We start from the raw sequence: 22,220 nt of genomic DNA, 5'->3' as shown, positions 1-22,220 counted from the left end.
ATAGTCCTTCAACTACATCACGAACAGCTTTACACATTTTTTGTGCATCTTCTTTAGTAGCTGATTTTCCTGTTCCGATAGCCCAAATTGGTTCGTAAGCGATAACTGATGATGCTACTTGTTCAGCTGTTAAATCAGCTAACGCTCCTTTTACTTGAGCCCCTACGAATTCAGCAGCTTTACCTGCTTCGTATGTTTCAAGTGTTTCACCACAGCAGATGATTGGTAATAATCCATTCGCAAAAATAGCTTTTGCTTTTTTGTTAATATCTTCATCTGTTTCGTGGAAATATTCACGGCGCTCTGAGTGACCGATTACTACATAATTAACTCCCATTTCAGCTAATACTTTTGGTGAAGTTTCACCAGTATAAGCACCTGAATTTTCAAAGTAACAGTTTTGAGCTGCAACTTTTAATCCTGTTCCTTCAGCAGCGCTAAGTAATGCACTTAAATCCACAGCTGGAGCTGCAATACCAGCTTCAACTTTGTCTGCTGATGGTAATTTCCCAGCGATAGCTTCAACGAATGCTTTAGTTTCTTCTGGGTTTTTGTTCATTTTCCAGTTTCCTGCGATAAATGGTAATCTTGACATAATGTTACTCTCCTTGAGTTTTAAAAATTATTTGTTTGATAATGAATCAATTCCTGGTAATACTTTTCCTTCTAGGTATTCTAGAGAAGCTCCCCCACCTGTTGAAATGTGCGAGAATTTTTCTGCATATCCTAAAGAAATAGCTGCTGTTGCACTGTCTCCACCACCAATAATAGTAGTAGCACCTTCTAAGTGAGCAATAGCTTCACATACACCAATTGTACCTTTTGCGAAGTTTGGCATTTCGAACACACCCATTGGCCCGTTCCAAATTACAGTTTTTGCTCCCTCAAGAGTGTTTTTGAATAATTCAACAGTTTTAGGACCGATATCTAATCCTTCTTCATCAGGCTGAATATCACCTTCAGCAACACGGCTAGGTGCATCATTTGAGAACTCTTTAGCTACAACTGTATCGATTGGTAATACTAATTTATCACCAGCTTTTGCCATAAGTTCACGAGCGTATTCAACTTTATCATCTTCACAAAGTGAAATTCCGATTTCTTTACCTTGTGCTTTCATGAAAGTATAAGCCATACCTCCACCGATGATTACTTTATCAGCTTTATCTAATAAGTTTTCAATTACTGCAATTTTATCAGAAACTTTTGCTCCACCTAAGATTGCAACAAGTGGTCTTTCTGGGTTATCAACTGCTCCACCAATAAATTTAATTTCTTTATCTACTAGGAATCCAGAAGCAGAGTTTCCTTCACCAATGTTAGATGCAATACCTACGTTTGAAGCATGAGAACGGTGAGCTGTACCGAATGCATCGTTTACATATACATCACCTAAAGAAGCCCAATATTTAGCAAGTTCTGGATCATTTTTAGATTCTTTTTTACCATCTACATCTTCGAAACGAGTGTTTTCGAACATTAAGATTTCACCTTCATTTAATCCTTTAACCGCTGCTTCTAATTCAGCTCCGCGAGTTTCAGCTACGAATTTCACTTCTTTACCTAATAATTCTGATAATCTTTTAGCAACCGGTGCTAAACTTTTTGAAGCTTTATCAGCTTCTTCTTTAACACGTCCTAAGTGAGAGAACGCCACTACTTTAGCTCCTTGATTTAAAGCATACTCAATAGTTGGTAATGCTGCAGTAATACGATTATCGTTTGTAATTACACCATCTTTTAAAGGCACGTTGAAGTCAACACGCATTAAGACAGTTTTTCCTTGTAAGTTACCTAAGTCTTTAATAGATTTCTTCATGGAAAGCTCCTTTTAAATATTTTTGGAATATATGAGACAAGATATAAGTCAAAATCAACTTATATCTTATCTACTCTTATTTATTACCTAATTAGATTATTTGATTAATCCTGCAAAGTATTTTAATGTTCTTACTAATTGAGCAGTGTAAGACATTTCGTTGTCGTACCAAGATACAACTTTAACTAATTGTTTGTCACCAACTGTGATAACTTTTGTTTGAGTTGCATCGAATAATGATCCGTAAGAAATTCCTACGATATCAGAAGATACGATTGGGTCTACGTTGTAACCGAATGATTCGTTAGCAGCAGCTTCCATAGCAGCGTTAACTTCTTCAGCTGTAACAGTTTTTTCTACAACTGCTACTAATTCAGTTAATGATCCTGTTGGTACAGGTACACGTTGAGCAGCTCCATCTAATTTACCGCTTAATTCTGGAATTACTAATCCGATTGCTTTAGCAGCACCAGTTGTGTTAGGTACGATATTAGCAGCTGCAGCACGAGCACGACGTAAGTCTCCTTTAGGGTGTGGAGCGTCTAGTGTGTTTTGGTCCCCAGTGTATCCGTGGATAGTTGTCATTAATCCTTCTACAACTGTGAATTTGTCGTTTAACACTTTAGCCATTGGAGCTAAACAGTTAGTAGTACATGAAGCACCTGAGATAACTGTTTCAGATCCATCTAAGATTTCGTGGTTTACGTTGTAAACTACAGTTTTAACGTCGTTTCCACCTGGAGCAGAAATTACAACTTTTTTAGCTCCTGCTTTAACGTGAGCTTCTGCTTTTTCTTTAGAAGTGAAGAAACCAGTACATTCTAATACTACATCTACTTCTAATTCTCCCCATGGTAATTCAGCTGGATTTGGATTAGCGAAAGCTTTGATTTCTTTACCGTTTACTACGATGCTTCCTTCTGCTGCTGATACTTCTCCGTCAAAACGACCTTGAGTTGTATCATATTTTAATAAGTGAACTAGTTGATTAACTGGTGTTAAGTCGTTAATCGCTACTACTTCAATTCCTTCTACGTTTTGGATTCTTCTTAAAGCAAGACGTCCGATACGTCCAAATCCGTTAATTGCTACTTTTACTGTCATTTTTTAGTTCCTCCTAAAAATTTTTATTAACTTTTTTTATAATTTTTTTGCAAATAGCCTCGTCAATAATTAGTGTGGCATTAGCAGGTCTAGTATTTAAATAACTAAATACCGCATCAGCTTTTGCAGCACCACCAACTATCGTAAAGACATTATCAATGCCATTAACATCTTTAAAACTCATACCTATAGTAGAGGTTTTAAATATCTCGCTGCCGTTCTCATCAAAATAACTTCCGAATGATTCACTCACAGCATTCTTTTCTTCTAGTACTTCTAAAACTTCTTTAGACGATTTTCGTCTTTCTGCCATTTCAAAAGCATTTCCTATACTATGGATAATTATGGATGTTTTTTCTATAATATCAAGCGCATTTTTTACAACAGGCTCTTTCACAAGCTCTTCTAATGCCTTTTCCCCTATGTTATCCGGTGCATGTAACAATTGATATGCATGTCCTGAATTTTTAGCCATTTTAGAAGCTATATCATTCGCTTGATACTCCGTATCCACCACAGATAGACCACCTCTTATCGGTGTTATAGTAACATTTTTCCCATAACCAAATGTTGCATTAGCTTTGCCGGCTATGTAGTACATTGTACTTCCACCACTGACTCCAATTACGCAATCTTTAGTTATTTTAGCATTAACTTTATCCAAAAGTAGGCTTGTCATTTCTTCTCTAGTTGCTTCATTATTAATAAAGTCACCTGCCACTATATGAACTTGCTTTATAGAAAAATGATTCTTTATAAAACTTCTCTCTTTAGCAAAGACATCGTTTATAACCGCTTCTTTTATTTCTAAAAGAAGTATTTCTCCTTTTTCAGTAACGCTCATCCCTGTAGCATTTTTAGTAATCAATCCTAACTTGGATAAAACTTCACATTCCGTACGTAATTGCCTTTCTGTCATATTAATAAAATTCAACAATGTTTTTCGACCAACAGGTTGATTAACCTTTATTGTAACCAACAGTTCGTATCTATTGTTAAATTTCATAAACATTTCTGGAACGAGTCTACTTTGCATATGTAACAAATGTAAAATATCCATTTTAAGTTTCCTCTATAATATTGAAAATTTATTTGTGGACATCTTTTGTCCGGTTAGGTCATTTACCGACCAACATATTTTAAAAAAATAAACTTTCTGATTAAAATTATAGCAAAGGCTTAACAAAAAATCAAGTCCTTTCAGAAAGATTTTAATCAAAAAATTCATTTTTATTTTAAAATTGTCAATAATTCTATCTGTATTATGAAATAGAACACAAAAATCATTTCATATTCTTTATAATCAATTGGTAGTTCAGAGATGTATTGACTAGGATAATTTACTTCAATATCTTTTTTAAACTCAGCAACATTAATATTATCAAAATTATATCTAGAAAGTAAATTCTCTAATTCACTATCGCTATAATAGAAGATTTTCTTAACCTTCGAAGAAAATAGACTGTCTGCAAATGTAATATTTTCTATTACAGATAAAACTGATTGTAAATCAAGTGCAGCTCTTTCCGAATTCTCCGAAATAATACTGTATAATTTTTTCAAAAGAAGTCTTGGAATTTTATATTTCAGTTCTAAAACCTCAAAATCTATATCCTCTATTTTTTTCTTACTATTCTTCTTTTTCTCTGTTTTTTCCTTTATAGGTTGTTCAGCATCTTTTTCGACAAAAATTACTAAATTATCCTCGATGTCTAAGATTTCATTTTTATCAAACTCAGTTTCTTCACCTAAATTTTTTAACGTTTTCTCTTGATCTAGTTTTTGATAAGGTCGTTTAAATTTATTTTCATCTAATAGATAAAAACCTCGGTACGACTTGTGATATTTAAATTTCAATTTTGCACCTCTATCCTAATTTTAATCTTTTAATATACTACCATAATTACAAAAAATATTCAACCTTCTTTGCACATTGATAACATTTCAAATAATTATTAAAACAATTCTCGTAACCTTTCAAATGGAATACCCGCCTCTAATAAAATCATTAATTTAATTCTAGCTTTTTGACCACTTAATCCTGTTGTAAAGATAACCCCATCTTGTTGAAATCTTTTCCCTCCACCTTCATAGTCATAAACATCCTGGGTAACTCCATTAAATGCACGTGAAACAAAGACTACAGGTATATTTTTTTCAATACAACTTTTAACAGCAGGCACAGTTTTTGGAGGTAAGTTACCTGCTCCTAATGCTTCTATAACTAATCCATCTGCTCCTAGTTCAACTACAGCATCAATCAACTTCCCATCCATACCAGCATAGGCTTTTAATAGATACACTCTCTTATCAGTAGTAGCCACATTATAATGTTCTTCTTTTATCAACTTTTGGAAATATATAACCTTATTTTTTGATACTAGCCCTATAGGTCCGAAGGTTGGTGTTTGAAATGTAGCTACATTAGTTGTGTGCGTTTTTGTAACATACGTTGCAGTATGGACTTCATCATTCATTACTACTAAAACACCTTTATCACTACTTTCATCATCAGTAGCAACTACTAACGAACTTCTTAGATTAGCTAATCCATCTGCACCTATTTCATTACTTGAACGCATAGCTCCAGTTACAACAACTGGAATATTTACATCTAAAGTTAACTCTAAATAATACGCCGTTTCTTCAAGAGTATCTGTCCCGTGCGTTACTACTACACCTTCATAACCTTCTTGAATAGTCTTTTCTATTCTATTTTTAATACCTAACATTTCATTTTGCGTTATTTGGGGTGAGGCTAGATGATATAAGTCTTCAACATGTAAATCTCCAATATAAGAGAATATATTACCTCCGACACCTATAGGATTACTATCAGTAGGAGCAACTTTACCTGTTTTTTGATCTTCACTCATAGAAATAGTACCACCTGTATTTAATATTAGTATTTTTTTCAACTTAGGCACCCCTTCCTATTTCCTTAAATTATTATAGCCATTAACTACCAATTCTACTTTTCCATTTTCGGGATTAATAACTAACCCGTGAACAGGTACGTCTTTTGGAATCAATGGATGTTTCGTTATCATATTTACGTCATGAGCTACACTTTCATTAACATCATCAAAACCATGTAACCACGAACTCAAATCAAGTCCTGAATACTGCAAAATATCTAAAGTTTCCTTACCTACACCCCTACTCTGCATTTTTTCCATAATTAAATTAGTATCAATATTTTGCATACCACAATCATGATGTCCCATGACGATAATCTCATCTGCTTTAAGCATATAAACAGCTATTATCAAACTTCTCATTATAGAACCAAATGGATGAGTTAAGATTGCTCCAGCATTTTTTACTACTTTCACATCTCCAGAAGACAAGTTTAGTGATTTTGTCGCTAATTCCACTAATCTTGTATCCATACACGTAAACATCACTACTCTCTTTGCAGGATATTTATCTTCGGTTTTATATTTTTGATATTCCCCAAACCTCACGAAATACTCATTATACTCTAACATTGAATCTAAAAGTCTCATTTCATTGCTCCTTTTCAAACTCTCTATTTTTATTCACCTTTTAATTATACTACACTTATCTTTTATCGTAAACTTTGCAATTTCATCAAACGATATTTATCCTAGTATTATCAAATTTTTATGATGTAAATACACACTAAATAACATTCTAATTTTAAAAATTTTTTAGCAAAAAATCAACTCTACTTTCATATATAATTCAAGCCCTCTTAAGATTTCATCTTTAAAATAGCAAAAATGTATTGCATGATTTTACTCACACAATACATTTAATTATCTATTTAACCCAATTAACAAGTTCATCAGCTTCTTTAGGACCTTTTGACCCTTGTTCATAAGTATATAATGGAGAACCTTGTTCTTCATACTTAGCTATTAATTCATTTACAAATGTCCATGAAGCTACAATTTGATTCCATTGCGAGAATAATGCTCTATCTTCTCTGAAACAAGCATCTAATAGTCTTTCATAAGCCTCCGGAGTATTTATTATATTTTCTAAAATACAACTTTGACAGAAGTCTAAAGAGATAGGTTGCAATTCTTGTTCAGTTCCTGGTTTTTTAGCATTAAATTGGAAATACACACCTTCTTCAGGTTGAATTTTTATTATTAATACATTACCTGGAGAAGATCCAACAGCTTTAAATTGAACAACTACTTGAGTTTCTCTTTTTTCTAGTTTTTTACCAGTTCTTATAAAGAATGGAACACCTTGCCAACGCTCATTATCTACAAATAATTTTAGCGCTACATAAGTTTCTGTCTTAGAATCAGCTGGGATATTCTCTTCTTGAAGATACCCTTCATATTGTCCCATTACTAGACTTTCGTGAACATCCTCAATCGGTTTAAGTGAAGCAAGAAGGTTATATTGACTTTCATGAATACCACGGCTTCCTGGTTCTTTAGGTTCTTCCATCGCTACTAGCGATAACACTTGTAATAAATGGTTTTGAACCATATCTTTTAAAGCACCACTCTTATCATAGTAACTCGCTCTTGTTCCAACTCCAACTGTTTCGGCAGCAGTAATTTGAACATTTTCGATAAAATCTTTATTCCAAATACCTTTGAAGATTATATTTTCAAAACGTAAAGAAAGAATATTTTGAATCATCTCTTTACCTAAATAATGGTCAATATGATAAATTTCATTTTCATCGAAGAATTTTGCCAGCTCATCATTTAGTAATCCAGCTTTTTCTAAATCTTCTCCGAATGGTTTCTCGATAATAACCTTCGCATTATTTTCAGAACAATATTTTTTAAGTCCATTCGTAATAGTTATGAAGAACGAAGGTGCTACTGCGAAGTAGTATACGTGATTTTGTATATCTTGTTCAGCATAGAACTTCTGTAACATTTCATAATCATCTTCATTTGTCATATCCATTTTGAAATAGATAATTCTTTTAGCGTATGCATCAAATTGCTCATCATCAAATTTTGTACGAGCATATTCTTTAACCCACGTACGAGCGATATCGATATAATCTGATTGCGTGTATGCCCTACGCCCTATCACGACAACCTTAAAATCATCGGCTAATTTCCCTAATGAATTTAAATTATATAATGCAGGTAACAGTTTTCTATAAGTAAGATCCCCTGTCCCTCCAAATAAAGTTATTGCTGTTTTATTTTCCATTATTTCCAACCCAGTCATAGTGATAACTTCCTTCTTTATCAGTTCTCTCAAAAGTATGTGCTCCAAAATAGTCACGTTGTGCTTGAATTAAGTTAGCTCCACTATTAGCTGTAGTGTAAATATCTAAGTATGAAATTGCAGATGTCATAGCACTTAGTGGTAATCTGTTAGTAATTGCTAATGCCGCAACTTCACGTAAACTATCTTGTCTTGTTTCGATTACTTCTTTGAAGAATGGATCAAAGATTAAGTTTTCTAATTTTGGATTATTTTGATATGCTTCGATAATGTTTTGTAAAATTTTCGCTTGAATAATACATCCACCACGGAAAATTTTAGCAATTTGTGAATAATCAAAAGTCCAGTTGTATTCTTTTTCAGCAGCTTGTAGTAATTTAAATCCTTGTGCATAAGATACAATTTTTGAAATGAATAATGCATCTTTCACAATATTTTTTAATCTTTCTTTATCTTCTACAACCGCATAAGGTTTACGAGTGAATTCTTGTTCAGCACGAACACGTTCTTCTTTAAGATTAGACATATATCTTCCATTTAATGCAGCCGTAATAACTGACACATCAATTCCTAAATCAATAGCCTGCTCGTTAGTCCATTTACCTGTACCTTTTTGTTGAGATTTATCTAAGATTTTATCCACTAAGTAGCTTCCATCTTCTTCTTTAACTTTGAAGATATTTGCAGTAATTTCAATTAGATAAGATTCTAATTCACCTTTATTCCACTCTTCAAAAGTTTCTTGTAATTCTTCATTAGTAAATCCACCTAAGTGTTTAAGAACTTTGTAAGCTTCAGAGATTAATTGCATATCTCCGTACTCAATACCATTGTGGACCATTTTCACATAGTGACCTGCTCCACCAGTTGAAGTGTAGCTACAGCAAGGAACATCATTCACTTTAGCAGCAATAGCTTCTAAAATCGGACGAATTTCTTCATATGCTTTTTCATCTCCACCAGGCATTAGAGCAGGACCAAATCTTGCACCTTCTTCTCCTCCTGATACACCAACACCGAAGTAGTTGATTCCTTTTTCTAATAATAAATCGTATCTTCTTTGAGTATCTTTGAAGAATGAGTTTCCTCCATCGATAATAATATCACCTTTTTCTAATAGTGGTGTTAATTGTTCTATTAAACTATCAACAGCAAACCCAGCTTTAACCATTAAAACGATTTTTCTAGGTTTTTCTAGACCGTCAATTAGCTCTTGTAGAGAATATCTTCCTACTACATTTTTGTGTGGGTGCTCCTCTAACATTTTATCAACAACTGTTGTTGTTCTGTTGAATACCGCAACTTTAAATCCATTGTCCGCGATATTTAAAGCTAAGTTACTTCCCATTACTGATAAACCAATAACTCCTATGTTCTGTTTCATTAATGAACCTCCTAATTGTTTCTTACATAAGATTATACCACTAAATATATTGAATATGGAAATAATTTTGCTTGAGAAAATTTTTTACTATTATTTACTTTAATTACTTAATGTATTAAATATACTATTTAACTATAATCTGTACTAAGTCCAAAAATTATTTTTTTAAAATATAGTATCACAAAATTATTTTGTATGCGTTTTACTTGATATGTTACAGGTATCTAATCCTTACTTTGATTTTTTAATATTTTAAAATTAATGTTTACTTTTTATTTTGAATTTACATAATTTTTTTAATAAAATTCTTAAGTTAGAGCTTTAAATATATAAATATATATCAAAAAGTATAAACAAACTACTTGATTTATATTTTTTCATAATATATAATGATATCAAAGAAATGATAACGTTTACTTTTATAAATAACAAAAAGGAGATTAAAACTATGAGCGAAGTTAGAGTTTTAAAAAATTTTATCAACGGGGAATTTGAAAACATTTCAAACTATGATTATCTTGACGTACTAAATCCATCAACAGAAGAAGTTCTTGCAAAAGTTCCTTCTTCAACTAGAGAAGATGTAGACCGTGCAATTGATATTGCAGAAGTAGCACAACGTGACTGGGAAAAATTACCAGCTGTTCAAAGAGGAGCATACCTAAGAAAAATTGCAGAACGCATTCGTGAACGCGAACCAGAAATTACACAAACTATTGTTAATGAAGGTGGTAAAACTTTCGATTTAGCAAAAGTTGAAGTGTTATTCACAGCTGACTACTTAGATTATATGGCTGAGTGGGCAAGAAGATATGAGGGAGAAATTATCCAAAGTGATAGAAAAGATGAACACATCTTCCTATTCAAACGCCCTCACGGAGTAACAACTGGTATCTTACCATGGAACTTCCCATTCTTCTTAATCGCTAGAAAAGCTGCACCAGCTTTATTAACAGGTAATACAATCGTTATTAAACCTAGCCAATTAACACCAATTAACGCAGATATTTTCGCTGAAATTTGTGTAGAAGTAGGACTTCCTAAAGGCGTTCTTCACATTGTTCACGGTCGTGGATCTGTAGTTGGAAATAGATTAGCTTCTAACCCTAAAGTTGGATTAGTAAGCTTAACAGGTAGCTTAACAGCTGGACAAGAAGTTATGAAAGCTGCCGCTGAAAACATTACTAACGTTTCTCTAGAACTTGGAGGAAAAGCACCAGCTATCGTCTTCAAAGATGCAGACCTAAATCTTGCTGCTAAAGCAATCGTAGCTTCTCGTGTAATTAACTCTGGACAAGTATGTAACTGTGCAGAAAGAGTATATGTACACGAAGATGTTAAAGATGAATTCGAAAAATTATTATTCGCTGAGCTTGATAAAGTTAAATTCGGTGACCCTAATAAAGAAGGTGGCGTAGATTACGGACCACTTATTGAAAAACGCGCTTTAGATACTGTTGCTGAAAAAGTTGCTTATGCAGTAAAACAAGGTGCAACTCTATCTTATGGTGGAACTCGCGATGAAAACCAAGTTGGATATTTCTATGGACCAACTGTATTAACTGACGTAACTAACGAAATGAACATCATGAAAGAAGAAACATTCGGACCTGTAATCCCAATCGCTACATTCAAAACTTTAGAAGAAGTATTAGAATATGCTAATGATTCAGAATACGGACTAACTTCATCAGTTTACACTACTAACCTTAACACTGCATTCAAAGCAGTTAATGGTCTAAAATTCGGTGAAACATACATCAACCGTGAAAACTTCGAAGCAATGCAAGGATTCCACGCTGGACGTCGTAAATCTGGTATCGGTGGAGCAGACGGTAAACATGGTTTAGAAGAATACTTAACAACTCAAGTTGTTTACATGCAATTAGATAACGAATAAAAAGAAAAACAGACTCTAGATTTCTAGAGTCTGTTTTTTAGATAGTTTTAGTGAAAAAGAATTATGAGTTTAAAACCCATAATTCTTTTTGTTATTTACTTTTTATAAGTTAAAAGGTATTCCTGATGTTCTAGGATCAACTACAGAATCATCTCCGCTACGTACAACTCCATCATCCATTCTTGGATCTTTTTTGTGTTCTACTGGCTCTGGGCTTTTTGCAACTGGTCCATCCGCTTTCCCGGGTTCAGTTGGTTTATCAGCTGGCGCATCTCCTGGTGTTCCTGGAGCCGGTGCTACATCTCCTGGTTTATCACTTGGAGCCGGTGCTGGTGCATTTCCTCCACCTACTAAATCTTTAAAATCAACTGGTGGTTTTGGATCTTTATCTACTTTATCTCCACCTTTGTTTCCTGGTTTAACATCTACTTTACCATCTTCGTATTTGTAAGAAACTGTTGCTCTTACTAAGTGAGAGTTGATAGTTTTTGAGATTGTTACGTGATCAGTTACTGCAGCAGTTTTTGGTAATGCTTTTGGAGCAAATCCATTTCCTACTTTAGCATCTACGTTGAAAGGTACTAATTTAGTTTCACCTTTTTTAAGATCTCCAACGTTTACTGTGTATTGACCTTTTCCATCAACAGAGATTGTAACTTTTGCAGCTTGTACATCTTGAGTTGCAGTAACTTGTACGAAGTTACCTTTCTCATTTTGCACGAATTTAGCTGAAACGTGTTTTGATTGAGCTTGCTCCGCAGCTTGTGCTACTGGTGCAGTTGTTTGAGCTGCTACTGGTGCTACTGCTAATCCAGCAACTACTGTAGCTGCTACTACTTTTTTAATATTTTTGTTCATTATTAAACTTCCTCCTATTTATTATATAAATACATTAATTTATGCATTAAATTTATATAGTTATAATACTAACATATATTAAAATTCAATGCAACACTTTACGTGAATTTTTAAAGGTTTTATAGAATTTTTTTTTTAAAACTGTTTATAGCAGAAAGTCAAATAACCGTCTCTTTTCCATTTACATTAGCCCTTCGGTAACTTTTTTAAACAAAATAATTAATCATATTAATTATTTAACTTATCCCCTATTCGATATTTTTTATCAATTAAAATAATTTTCATAAATTAGCATTAACTCAAACGCAGACTTTTTTTATTAAAATCGAAAATTTAATGTCTTTTCTATTTTTTCATAAAGATTACAAAAAAACAATTGACAAATTTTCTGATAAATGTTAAGATTTTAACAACAATTATAAAAAGGAGCTACTCAATAATGAAAAACACTATTTTAACTAGTAAAAGAGAATACTTTTTTGTGCCATTTTAGCAGCACTTATATCTCATAGCATTGTAGATATAAGTGCAACGATGTCTACAATGGCTAGTTAAGTTTGTTTTTCGGCCATTGGTAAAAATACTAAATGGTCTTTGAGTATAATAATATATATTTCTAAAAAGCTATTTAGTATTTTCTAAATAGCTTTTACTTATTTTTAAAATTAAATTTAGGAGGAAAAATTTATGTCAGACAATTCAAAATGGAGTTCTAAAATAGGATTTATACTTGCTTCTGCTGGTTCTGCAATAGGACTAGGTGCAGTATGGAAGTTCCCTTATATGACTGCCGCTAATGGTGGAGGGGGATTCTTACTTGTCTTCCTTATCTTCACATTATTAATTGGTTTACCACTTCTTCTTGCTGAATTCGTACTAGGTCGTGGTGCTGGAGTATCAGCAATTAAAACTTTTGGTAAATTAGGAAAAAATAAAAAATACAATGTTATTGGTTATATCGGTGGATTCGCCCTATTCATCTTACTATCATTCTACAGTGTTATCGGCGGATGGATTCTAGTGTATCTTGGTATTTCAATTGCAGATGCTGTTGGAGTACACTCTACTACTGATCATGCGGCACTTTTCGTTAGTATTATTTCTAACACTTGGATCGCATTAGGAGCACAAGCATTATTCATCTTATTGAATATTTATATTGTATCTCGTGGTGTACAAAAAGGTATTGAAAAAGCATCAAAAATCATGATGCCTCTATTATTCATTATCTTCCTAGTAATTATCGCAAGATCATTAACATTACCTAACGCGATGAGCGGTGTTACTTATTTCTTAAAACCAGATTTCACTAAAATCACTAGTTCTGGAATTTTATTCGCACTAGGACAATCATTCTTCGCACTATCAATCGGGGTTACAGCTATGCTTACGTATGCTTCTTACCTTGATAGAAGAACTAATCTTGTTCAATCTGGTATTTCAGTTGTATTAATGAACATTGCAGTTTCAGTAATGGCTGGTCTTGCAATTTTCCCTGCGATGAGTTCATTCGGCATGGAATCTGAAGGTGGACCAAGTTTATTATTCATCGTGCTACCTCAGTTATTCAACAATATGGCGTTCGGTAAAATTTTCTACATCTTATTCTTAATATTATTCTTATTCGCTACTATTACTTCATCAGTAGTTATGTTAGAAATTAATGTAGGAAATATAACTAATCAGAGAAACACTAACCGTACTAAATTTAGTGTAATTATCGGAATCTTAACTTTCATCGTTGGAATTCCTTCTGCCTTATCTTACGGATCGCTGTCTAATACATTAATATTTGGAAAAACAATATTCGATTTAATGGATTTCTTAGTATCTAATATTCTAATGCCACTTGGTTGTCTTGCTTTATCAATATTCACAGGATATGCACTTGATAAAAAAGTAGCTCTAGAACAATTACACATAGATGAAAATAAAAAATCTAGCATAGTATTATTTAAAGTATGGTTATTCTTACTAAGATACGTACTTCCAGTTATTATTCTTATCGTTTGTTTAGCACAATTCTTATAATAAATTAAACAAAACTATCACATTGTATATTTTATATTTTGTGATAGTTTTTATTTTTTATCATTGACAACCGTTTTCATTAGTGTTAATATTAAGTCAGAATTAAATATTTCTTCGGGGTCGGGTGAAAGTCCCAACCGGCGGTGACTAGTTTACTAGAAGTCCGTGAGCGCAAGCTGATCTGGTGAAATTCCAGAACCGACAGTACAGTCTGGATGGGAGAAGAAATTAGTAATATTAGGATAAAAACACCTAATACTTATTGAGAATATTTTTATAGCCTATAGTGTATCTAAAAGTACTAAGGTCTATTAATCAAATATAAAACTAACCATCAATCCCGATTAAATTTGAACTTCAAATGTAATTGGGATTTTTATTATATTAGAAAGGAGTTGATAATATGCATGAATATTTTATGAAACTTGCACTTCTTGAAGCTAAGCGTGGTGCTAAATACACACATACTAACCCTTTGGTAGGAGCAATTATTGTGAAAGATAATGAAATTATAGCACGGGGGGCGCATCTTCGCTATGGATGTGAACATGCTGAAAAAAATGCAATTTCTACTTGCAAAACTCCTGAAAAATTATTTAATTCAACACTTTACGTCACTTTAGAACCTTGTAATCATAAAGGTAAACAACCACCTTGTACAGATGCTATCGTAGAAATGGGTATCTCTAAGGTAGTTGTTGCTCAATTAGATCCTAATCCTATTGTTAGCGGAAAAGGAATTAAATATTTGCAAGATAATGGTATAGAAGTAATAACCGGTATCCTTGAAAAAGAGGCTTACAATTTAAACTACGTTTATAATCTATTTCATAGTAAAAAAAGACCTTATGTAGTTTTAAAACAAGCCACTAGTCTCGATGGAAAACTAGCCTTTACCAACGAAAGAACTCAAATTACCGGTAAAGAAGTCTATGATTTTGTCAGAAGTGAAAGAGATAATTATCAAGCAATTCTCGTAGGCGCAAAAACTGTGTTAATAGACAATCCTACATTACTTGGCGCTAATACATCCCTTTTCCCACCAAAAAGAATTGTACTAGATGCTGAGGGGGCCATTTTTGAAAAGAGTAATCTTAATTTGTTTAATAATAGTTCATCTGAAGTTATAATTTTTACAAAAGTTAAACACGAAAACTTACCTTCACATGTAACTCTCATTAAACCTAAAGAATTCAGCATAAAAGAAATTTTATCAGAAATCGGAAAACTCGGTATTCAATCAGTTTATGTTGAAGGTGGACCAAGCATTCATGATCAATTTTTAGCTAGCGGTTATTGGGATGAAGTCATAACCTATATCTCCCCTACTCTTTTGGGTGGAAATAACATTTCATCATTCACTAGCAATAGGATAACAAATGAAAAAATACAACTTCACGATACTAAGATTACTAAACTTGGTGAAGATATACGTATCTCAGGAAGGAGAGTTTCTCAATGTTTACAGGATTAATAAAAGAGCAAGGTAAAATAGTAAAAATTATTAAATCTAGTCATAGTATAAAACTGACTATTCAAGCAAGTAAGAATTTACTAGAAACATACAAAATTGGTGATAGTATGGCGGTAAACGGCGTATGTCTAACATGTGTTCAAAAAAGTTCATCGCAGTTCACTGTAGATATTATGCCAGAGACTTATAAAAGAACCACATTTAAAGATTTAAAAATAAATGATGCTGTGAACTTAGAACCTGCAATGGGACATTCAGACAGATTTGAAGGTCATATTGTTTCGGGACATAGTGATGGTTTAGCACAGTTAGCAGCAAGGCAAAAAGATGAAAATGCCATTCTACTTACTTTTTCTTATCCAGGTAAATTCCAAGGTGAAATTATAAACCAAGGTTCGATTACTATTAATGGGATAAGTTTAACAGTAGTAACTTGTGATAACAACAAATTTACAGTGTCGCTAATTCCACATACAGCTAAGCATACAAACTTAGAAAAATTAAAAATTGGTGATAGTGTAAATATAGAAACAGATATACTAGCGAAATATATTAAAGCTCAATTAAAACTATTTGGAGGAAAGTTTAATGATTAATAACGTAAGACAAGCAATAGAAGATTTAAAAGCTGGAAAATTAATCGTTCTTATTGATGATGATGACAGAGAAGCTGAAGGAGATTTAGTAGGAATAGCTGAACTAGTTACTGGTGAAACTGTTAACTTTATGGCAAAACATGCACGTGGTTTAATTTGCGCACCAGTTTCAACTGAGATTGCAAAAAGATTAAATCTACACTCTATGTTAGATAAAAATACAGATCCACACCAGACTGCGTTTACAGTTAGCGTTGACCATAAAACATCAACTACGGGAATATCAGCTTTTGAAAGAGCAACAACCATAAAAGAATTAGCAAATCCGAATTCTAAACCAGAGGATTTCAATAGACCTGGTCATATGTTCCCACTTATCGGTCGTGATGGTGGAATTAAAGTTCGTCGCGGACACACAGAAGCAAGTTTAGATTTAGCAAGATTAGCTAATAGTACAGAAGCTACATATATCTGTGAAATTATGAATGAAGATGGAACTATGGCTAGAAGAGATGACTTGTATGAATTCGCTAAAAAATGGAATTTAACAGTCGTGGATTTAGATGAGTTAACACGTTTTTTGTCATTTAACGACAGCGTGAAAGTAAAGTTACCAACAGAATTTGGAGATTTTGATTTACAGCTGTTCGAAGACGAATTTAATAAAGAACACCTAATTATTAGCAAAGGTGATTTAACTTCTGAAGAACCATTATTAATACGAGTTCACTCAGAGTGTTTAACTGGAGATGTCTTCACTTCTCATAGATGTGACTGCGGTGAACAACTACATGCAGCACTTCAAAAAATTTCCGACTTAGGTCGTGGGGCTGTTCTCTATCTACGACAAGAAGGACGTGGAATAGGATTAAGAAATAAACTTCTTGCCTATCAACTGCAAGAGCAAGGGGTTGATACTTACGAAGCTAATGTACAGCTAGGATTCGCTCCCGATGAAAGGGATTATACTATAGCCGTGGACATACTTGATTACTTAGGTATTAAATCGGTAAAACTTCTAACTAATAATCCTGATAAAGTAGAACAGCTAAGTTCTTTAGGAATAAATGTAGTAGACCGTGTTCCAATAAACATAAAACCACAAAAAGAAAATAAATACTATTTACAGACAAAAAAAATTAAATTTAATCATTTATTAGATATATAAGGAGAATATTATTATGACAACATTTGAAGGAAAATTTATAGGAAAAGATATTAAAGTAGCGATTGTAGTAGCTCGCTTTAACGAATTTATTACTTCTAAATTATTAGGTGGAGCTAAAGACACACTTATTAGAAACGAAGTAAAAGAAGAAAATATCGATGTTTACTGGGTTCCAGGAGCATTTGAAATTCCATTTATCACTAAAAAATTAGTAGCTACAAATAAATACGATGGCGTTATTACATTAGGAAGTGTTATTCGTGGAAGTACTAGTCACTATGACCTAGTTTGTAATGAAGTTGCAAAGGGTGTTGGTCATATTAGTCTTAATAGTGATATTCCCGTTATGTTCGGAGTAATAACTACTGAAGATATCGATCAAGCTATTGAAAGAGCGGGATCAAAAGCAGGAAACAAAGGTAGTGACTGTGCTCAAGGTCTTCTTGAAATGATAGATTTAACTAAACAAATCTAAGAAATACTACACTTGATCTGACTTTCAAAAAACTTATTATACATAATAAATACAGGGACTGAAACAAAATTTCTATCCCTGTATTATTTTTTATATAAAAAAAGAGGGACTTAGCCCTCTTAATATCTGTTCGTATAAAATATTAATTATTATTTAAAGTAAAGTATTTAAATAATATTATTTTACTGCTGAAGTTTTTGGTAAAGTTTTGTGTCCATTTTGAGTTTTAGATGGTGTTTGACCTTTTCTTGGACCGAAAGTATCGTCAGAACTTGTACCTGCTGGCAATTTGAACTCAGGTTTATCAAGAACTGCTGGTTCAGCTCCGTTTACCCCACCTTTGAATTCTGGTACATTGTGCACTGCAGCTCTTCCTTGATCGTCTCCGTTGTTATATACAACTCCATCTGGTCTAACTTTGTATTTTGGTTCTGCTGTAGTTCCTTCACCGTTTACTCCACCTTTGAACTCAGGTTTTTCAAGAACTGGTGCGTCAGCTGGGTTTACTCCACCTTTGAATTCTGGTACATCATTCACTGCTGATCCTTCAGCATGCGCTACTGATAATGGTAATACTGTAGCTGCTACTGCTACTGCTAAAAATTTATTTAATTTCATAAAATATAAAATCTCCTTTTTCTTAATATGTTTACATCCATTATATATATATATATTGTCAATAGAAAAATAAGATTTTTTTTAATTTTCTTAAAATAAAGGTCTGACCCCTAAAGTCCTAAACTTAAAAAAGTATATATTATAACTCATAGACGCAGTGGTTTATTGATGTCTAAATTCACTTTATAAAAACTTTTTAGATATCTAATAAACTGTGCGGTGGGACTCGATAAAATCTTGTTTCTATGAAATCACGATTTTTGAGTCACTTCCATTGTCAATAGAAAAAGGAAAATTTTCCAATATTTTAAAATAAAATTAAAAGGCATACAATATGAAAACTTAACAAACTAAACAATAAATAACAGAACAGTTATCAAGTCTCTATTCTACTAAACAAACTCGAGGCATGGAACAATTTTCTTCATACCTCGAGTTTTTATTTGTTTATAATAACATTAGTCATATCATTAGGCAAATCTACTCTAACATTTATCATCTCGTCAGTTATAGGATGGATAAATGCTAAGTTGCTACAATGAAGCGATTGACGGGGTATTAATCTCATATCTCCACCATACAATCCATCGCCAAGGAGTGAATAGCCTCTATATTTCATATGTACCCTTATCTGGTGCGTTCTACCTGTGTAAAGTTTTAGTTTGACAACACTGATATCTTTGTCTGAAATATACTCTTCTAACCAGTATTCAGTCTTAGCGAATTCTCCACCTTCACCTACTTCTCGTTCTATAATGCTAGAACTTACTCGTCGGATAGGCGCTTCAATAATTTCGTTATTTTTTACTTTTCCATTTACCAAGGCAGTATAATACTTATCTATCTCCATATTACTAAACAATGCATGAACATGTCTGTGTTTGGCAATTAATACCAATCCCGAAGTGTTTTTATCTAGACGTGTAACAATATGAGGAATTGTATTAATCTTTTTCTTTTTAAAATAATAATTTACTCTCTCAAGAAGTGACTCATCCTCAAGATTTCTAGATGGTATTGAGGGTAAATTAATCTCTTTATTTACAATTAAGAAGTAAGGATCCTCATAAACAATATCAATAGGCTTATCTATAAATCTAACAACTTCACTAAAATTTTCACTAGGTAAAGTAATCTCTATAATGTCATTTATCTTCAAAAGATATCTAACATTCTCTTCTCTACCATTTACCTTTATACTCCCATCACTATCAAACTTTATTCTTGTTAAAGTTTTTCTGGAAATATTATTCGCTAATAGAAACTCCCTTAAAACTTGTTCTTCTCGAATTGTATATTTTAAAATAATATTAGTCATTTTTTATAAATGATCTCTTCACTCGTTGCCAAAAGCTATCTTCATTATAACGAATAAAAGAAACCTTTTTATCCTTTGCTAAAGTTATTTTTATTTTGGCTACACTATCATAATTATAATGCATGTGATCTACTGTAATACGATGATTTTCCGGTCTCATAGGTTTAATCATAAGCTCATCATTTTGAGATAAGATTAATGGATTCCCTAGTGTTCTATAAACAAGATTATTTAAAGCTGCAATTTCTGTTACCTGATACAATGGTAATTGCGGATGAATTACAGCACCACCTAAGCTCTTATTATAAGCTGTAGAACCTGTCGGCGTACTTATACATAAACCATCCCCTCTAAAACTTTCGAAGTGAACACCATTAATATAAACTTTCGCCGCATAAGTTACTCCTGTATGATTGTTTACAGTCACTTCATTTAAAGAATAATAATCAGAAACCAAATCTCCATTAGAGCAATATGCTTTTACTCTTAACAATGGATATTCTTCAATTTTTGGGGTTAACGCTAACATATCAAAGAATATTTTTTCATAGTTTTGTGCAGAATAATCTGTATAAAACCCTAAATGCCCTGTATGAATCGATAAAAATTTTACCGTATCTAACTTATCCATATATTTATTAAAAGTACGAAGTACAGTCCCATCTCCACCAATCGCAAAAACATAATCAGGATTTTCCTTATCTTCTATCATTTTACTCGATAATAGAAAGTCCTTCAGTTGTAATCCTATTTTTTCTGAAATCTCGTCATGTCTTACTTCTACACTAAATTTTCCTTGTAACATTTTGATCTTCACCCATTATTTTTTCATAATTTTCTAACCACACATCTGCAAAATCTGGTGCAAGCGCTCCTTGATTTTTATCAATCCATTCTTGAAGTTTATTCACGTTATATTTCAAAATTTTATCTATTTTTTCACCATATTTATAGCGAACTTTATTCTGATTATATTCGTCTTCATCAAGTAAGAAATACTTTCCATCAGGATATTTCTTTATATCTAAATCATAATCTATGTATTTCACTCCATCTACATCACATGCAAATGGACTACTTAAATTAGAATAATAATGTACCCCATCTTCCCTAAACATACAAATTATGTTAAACCAGCATTCATTATGAAAATATACTAAAGCTACTTCTTTAGTGACCCAGGTTCTTCCATCATTTTCTGTGACAAGTGTTCTATTGTTAGCTAAAATTAGAACTTGTTCATCCGCTTCTAACACAACATTTTTATGCCAAATTCTGTGAATAGAACCATCATGCTTATATGCTATTATTTTTACTACATCGCCCTTTTTAGGTCTTTCTCCTCTGTACATAGTTCCTCCTTTCATACTCTTTTTTAATGTCTTTTTAATTATAACATATTTAATATATTTCATTCTACTCTAATAACATTTTTTTTATAAATTTCTTTACCCATTTTCTATAAATAATATTAAAAAAGCAACTTCAAAATTTTTCTTAGACTCAATTTTGAAATTGCTTTTTATATTTATATTCTATTCGTAATCTATTACTCCAAGAGCAATCTTAGCATAACGTGACATTCTATCTTTTGTCCAAGCTGGTTCCCATACTATGTTGACGTCTACTGATTCTATTTCATCAACTCCTAGCAGCGATGTCTCAACTTGTTCGATGATAATCGGTGCTAGAGGGCATCCCATTGATGTTAGCGTCATATCAACGATTGCATGCTTATTATCGTCACTCATCTTAACATCATACACTAATCCTAAATTCATAATATCGATACCAAGCTCAGGGTCTATTACATTTTCTAATGCTTCTATCACTCTATCTTTTAATGTTTCCATTTCTTTACCTCTTTACTTTAACTCTCCAATAAATTTAACCTTATTTATTTGGATTTTCTATAATTACAGCTCCCTGTTCTGTTCCTTTAATACATAATTTGCACATGTTTAAAAATAAACCATGCTCTACTACTCCAACTATACTTTCTAGTTTTTCTTTTACAGCTTTAATATCAAATCCGTAACCTAAGTGTAAATCTACAATATAATTATTGTTGTCAGTTATAAGAGTAGCTCCATCTTTTAATCTTAACACTGGTTTTAGTCCCTCTTCTTCCATTTTTCTTATAGTATGACTATAACCAAATGGCAATATCTCTACAGGTAGGTTGAAGTTACCAAGTTTTTCTACATCTTTACTCTCATCATAGATCCAGATTACTTCACGAGCAATATCAGCAACTATTTTTTCTCTAAATAACGCTGCTCCTCCACCTTTTATCG

22 protein-coding genes and 1 riboswitch are annotated in these 22,220 nt (G+C 32.6%); of the genes, 6 read left to right on the top strand and 16 right to left on the bottom strand.

The genetic code is table 11. From position 1 onward, the window contains the following. The 9 genes from tpiA to gnd form a co-directional block, all read right to left on the bottom strand. Nucleotides 1-595, bottom strand: a 595-nt coding sequence (gene tpiA / locus RWN11_RS03975) for a triose-phosphate isomerase (RefSeq protein WP_314160492.1), incomplete at its 3' end; no start/stop codon positions are given. Nucleotides 596-622: 27 nt separating this feature from the next. Then, on the bottom strand, nucleotides 623-1,819 hold the full coding sequence (locus RWN11_RS03970) for a phosphoglycerate kinase (protein ID WP_314160491.1): 1,197 nt from the start codon (nucleotides 1,817-1,819) through the stop codon (nucleotides 623-625). A 96-nt stretch (nucleotides 1,820-1,915) separates the two neighbouring features. Further along, the gene (gene gap / locus RWN11_RS03965; protein WP_314160490.1) at nucleotides 1,916-2,923 is read right to left on the bottom strand and encodes a type I glyceraldehyde-3-phosphate dehydrogenase; all 1,008 of its coding nucleotides are present in this window, start codon (nucleotides 2,921-2,923) and stop codon (nucleotides 1,916-1,918) included. 13 nt (nucleotides 2,924-2,936) lie between these two features. Next, on the bottom strand, nucleotides 2,937-3,959 hold the full coding sequence (locus RWN11_RS03960) for a sugar-binding domain-containing protein (RefSeq protein ID WP_314160489.1): 1,023 nt from the start codon (nucleotides 3,957-3,959) through the stop codon (nucleotides 2,937-2,939). A gap of 194 nt (nucleotides 3,960-4,153) precedes the next feature. Beyond that, nucleotides 4,154-4,780, bottom strand: a complete 627-nt coding sequence (locus RWN11_RS03955; RefSeq protein WP_314160488.1) for an exonuclease SbcC — start codon at nucleotides 4,778-4,780, stop codon at nucleotides 4,154-4,156. Between the two features lie 98 nt (nucleotides 4,781-4,878). After that, nucleotides 4,879-5,841: an asparaginase gene (locus tag RWN11_RS03950; protein ID WP_314160487.1), complete on the bottom strand. Its 963-nt coding sequence runs from the start codon at nucleotides 5,839-5,841 to the stop codon at nucleotides 4,879-4,881. 15 nt (nucleotides 5,842-5,856) lie between these two features. Next, on the bottom strand, nucleotides 5,857-6,432 hold the full coding sequence (locus RWN11_RS03945; protein ID WP_314160486.1) for a carbonic anhydrase: 576 nt from the start codon (nucleotides 6,430-6,432) through the stop codon (nucleotides 5,857-5,859). A 277-nt stretch (nucleotides 6,433-6,709) separates the two neighbouring features. Next, entirely contained in the window at nucleotides 6,710-8,083 is a 1,374-nt protein-coding gene (zwf, locus tag RWN11_RS03940; RefSeq protein WP_314160485.1) for a glucose-6-phosphate dehydrogenase, read from the bottom strand. Then, nucleotides 8,073-9,485 (bottom strand): decarboxylating NADP(+)-dependent phosphogluconate dehydrogenase, encoded by a 1,413-nt coding sequence (gene gnd / locus RWN11_RS03935; protein WP_314160484.1) that lies wholly within the window; start codon nucleotides 9,483-9,485, stop codon nucleotides 8,073-8,075. Before gnd ends, zwf begins: the two co-directional genes overlap by 11 nt. A gap of 448 nt (nucleotides 9,486-9,933) precedes the next feature. Here gnd and aldA point away from each other — a divergent pair, with 448 nt between their 5' ends. After that, entirely contained in the window at nucleotides 9,934-11,385 is a 1,452-nt protein-coding gene (gene aldA / locus RWN11_RS03930) for an aldehyde dehydrogenase (protein ID WP_314160483.1), read from the top strand. 102 nt (nucleotides 11,386-11,487) lie between these two features. Here aldA and RWN11_RS03925 read toward each other — a convergent pair whose 3' ends face one another. Further along, nucleotides 11,488-12,243: a hypothetical protein gene (locus RWN11_RS03925; protein WP_314160482.1), complete on the bottom strand. Its 756-nt coding sequence runs from the start codon at nucleotides 12,241-12,243 to the stop codon at nucleotides 11,488-11,490. A 687-nt stretch (nucleotides 12,244-12,930) separates the two neighbouring features. Between RWN11_RS03925 and RWN11_RS03920 the strand changes: the two genes are divergently transcribed. From RWN11_RS03920 to ribE, 5 genes are all read left to right on the top strand, one after another. Further along, entirely contained in the window at nucleotides 12,931-14,274 is a 1,344-nt protein-coding gene (locus tag RWN11_RS03920) for a sodium-dependent transporter (protein ID WP_314160481.1), read from the top strand. A gap of 106 nt (nucleotides 14,275-14,380) precedes the next feature. Further along, nucleotides 14,381-14,505: riboswitch (FMN riboswitch) on the top strand. A gap of 172 nt (nucleotides 14,506-14,677) precedes the next feature. Further along, entirely contained in the window at nucleotides 14,678-15,748 is a 1,071-nt protein-coding gene (ribD, locus tag RWN11_RS03915) for a bifunctional diaminohydroxyphosphoribosylaminopyrimidine deaminase/5-amino-6-(5-phosphoribosylamino)uracil reductase RibD (protein ID WP_314160480.1), read from the top strand. Then, a complete protein-coding gene (locus tag RWN11_RS03910; protein WP_314160479.1) occupies nucleotides 15,733-16,344 on the top strand; it encodes a riboflavin synthase in 612 nt (203 codons plus the stop codon). Before ribD ends, RWN11_RS03910 begins: the two co-directional genes overlap by 16 nt. After that, nucleotides 16,337-17,512, top strand: coding sequence for a GTP cyclohydrolase II (gene ribA / locus RWN11_RS03905; protein WP_314160478.1), 1,176 nt, complete (start codon nucleotides 16,337-16,339; stop codon nucleotides 17,510-17,512). Before RWN11_RS03910 ends, ribA begins: the two co-directional genes overlap by 8 nt. Before the next feature lie 13 nt (nucleotides 17,513-17,525). Beyond that, the gene (gene ribE, locus RWN11_RS03900; protein ID WP_004263049.1) at nucleotides 17,526-17,987 is read left to right on the top strand and encodes a 6,7-dimethyl-8-ribityllumazine synthase; all 462 of its coding nucleotides are present in this window, start codon (nucleotides 17,526-17,528) and stop codon (nucleotides 17,985-17,987) included. Nucleotides 17,988-18,164: 177 nt separating this feature from the next. On the opposite strand, the gene RWN11_RS03895 is transcribed toward ribE, so the two are convergent. From RWN11_RS03895 to rpiA, 6 genes are all read right to left on the bottom strand, one after another. Continuing rightward, a complete protein-coding gene (locus tag RWN11_RS03895; RefSeq protein WP_314160477.1) occupies nucleotides 18,165-18,605 on the bottom strand; it encodes an SIALI-17 repeat-containing surface protein in 441 nt (146 codons plus the stop codon). 439 nt (nucleotides 18,606-19,044) lie between these two features. Beyond that, nucleotides 19,045-19,923: an RluA family pseudouridine synthase gene (locus tag RWN11_RS03890; RefSeq protein WP_314160476.1), complete on the bottom strand. Its 879-nt coding sequence runs from the start codon at nucleotides 19,921-19,923 to the stop codon at nucleotides 19,045-19,047. Then, entirely contained in the window at nucleotides 19,916-20,728 is an 813-nt protein-coding gene (locus RWN11_RS03885; RefSeq protein WP_314160475.1) for an NAD kinase, read from the bottom strand. The genes RWN11_RS03890 and RWN11_RS03885 overlap by 8 nt, the downstream gene beginning before the upstream one ends. Continuing rightward, nucleotides 20,709-21,275 carry a DUF402 domain-containing protein gene (locus RWN11_RS03880; protein WP_314160474.1) on the bottom strand — a complete coding sequence of 189 codons (567 nt, stop codon included), beginning with the start codon at nucleotides 21,273-21,275 and terminating at the stop codon, nucleotides 20,709-20,711. The genes RWN11_RS03885 and RWN11_RS03880 overlap by 20 nt, the downstream gene beginning before the upstream one ends. Nucleotides 21,276-21,458: 183 nt before the next feature. Continuing rightward, on the bottom strand, nucleotides 21,459-21,776 hold the full coding sequence (locus RWN11_RS03875; protein WP_314160473.1) for a metal-sulfur cluster assembly factor: 318 nt from the start codon (nucleotides 21,774-21,776) through the stop codon (nucleotides 21,459-21,461). A 40-nt stretch (nucleotides 21,777-21,816) separates the two neighbouring features. Further along, a partial coding sequence (gene rpiA, locus RWN11_RS03870) for a ribose 5-phosphate isomerase A (RefSeq protein WP_314160472.1) occupies nucleotides 21,817-22,220 on the bottom strand: 404 nt, incomplete at its 5' end.

Source organism: uncultured Gemella sp., assembly GCF_963519265.1.
In the GTDB taxonomy this organism is placed as follows: Bacteria; Bacillota; Bacilli; order Staphylococcales; family Gemellaceae; genus Gemella.
This window is presented reverse-complemented; position numbering and strand designations above follow the sequence as displayed.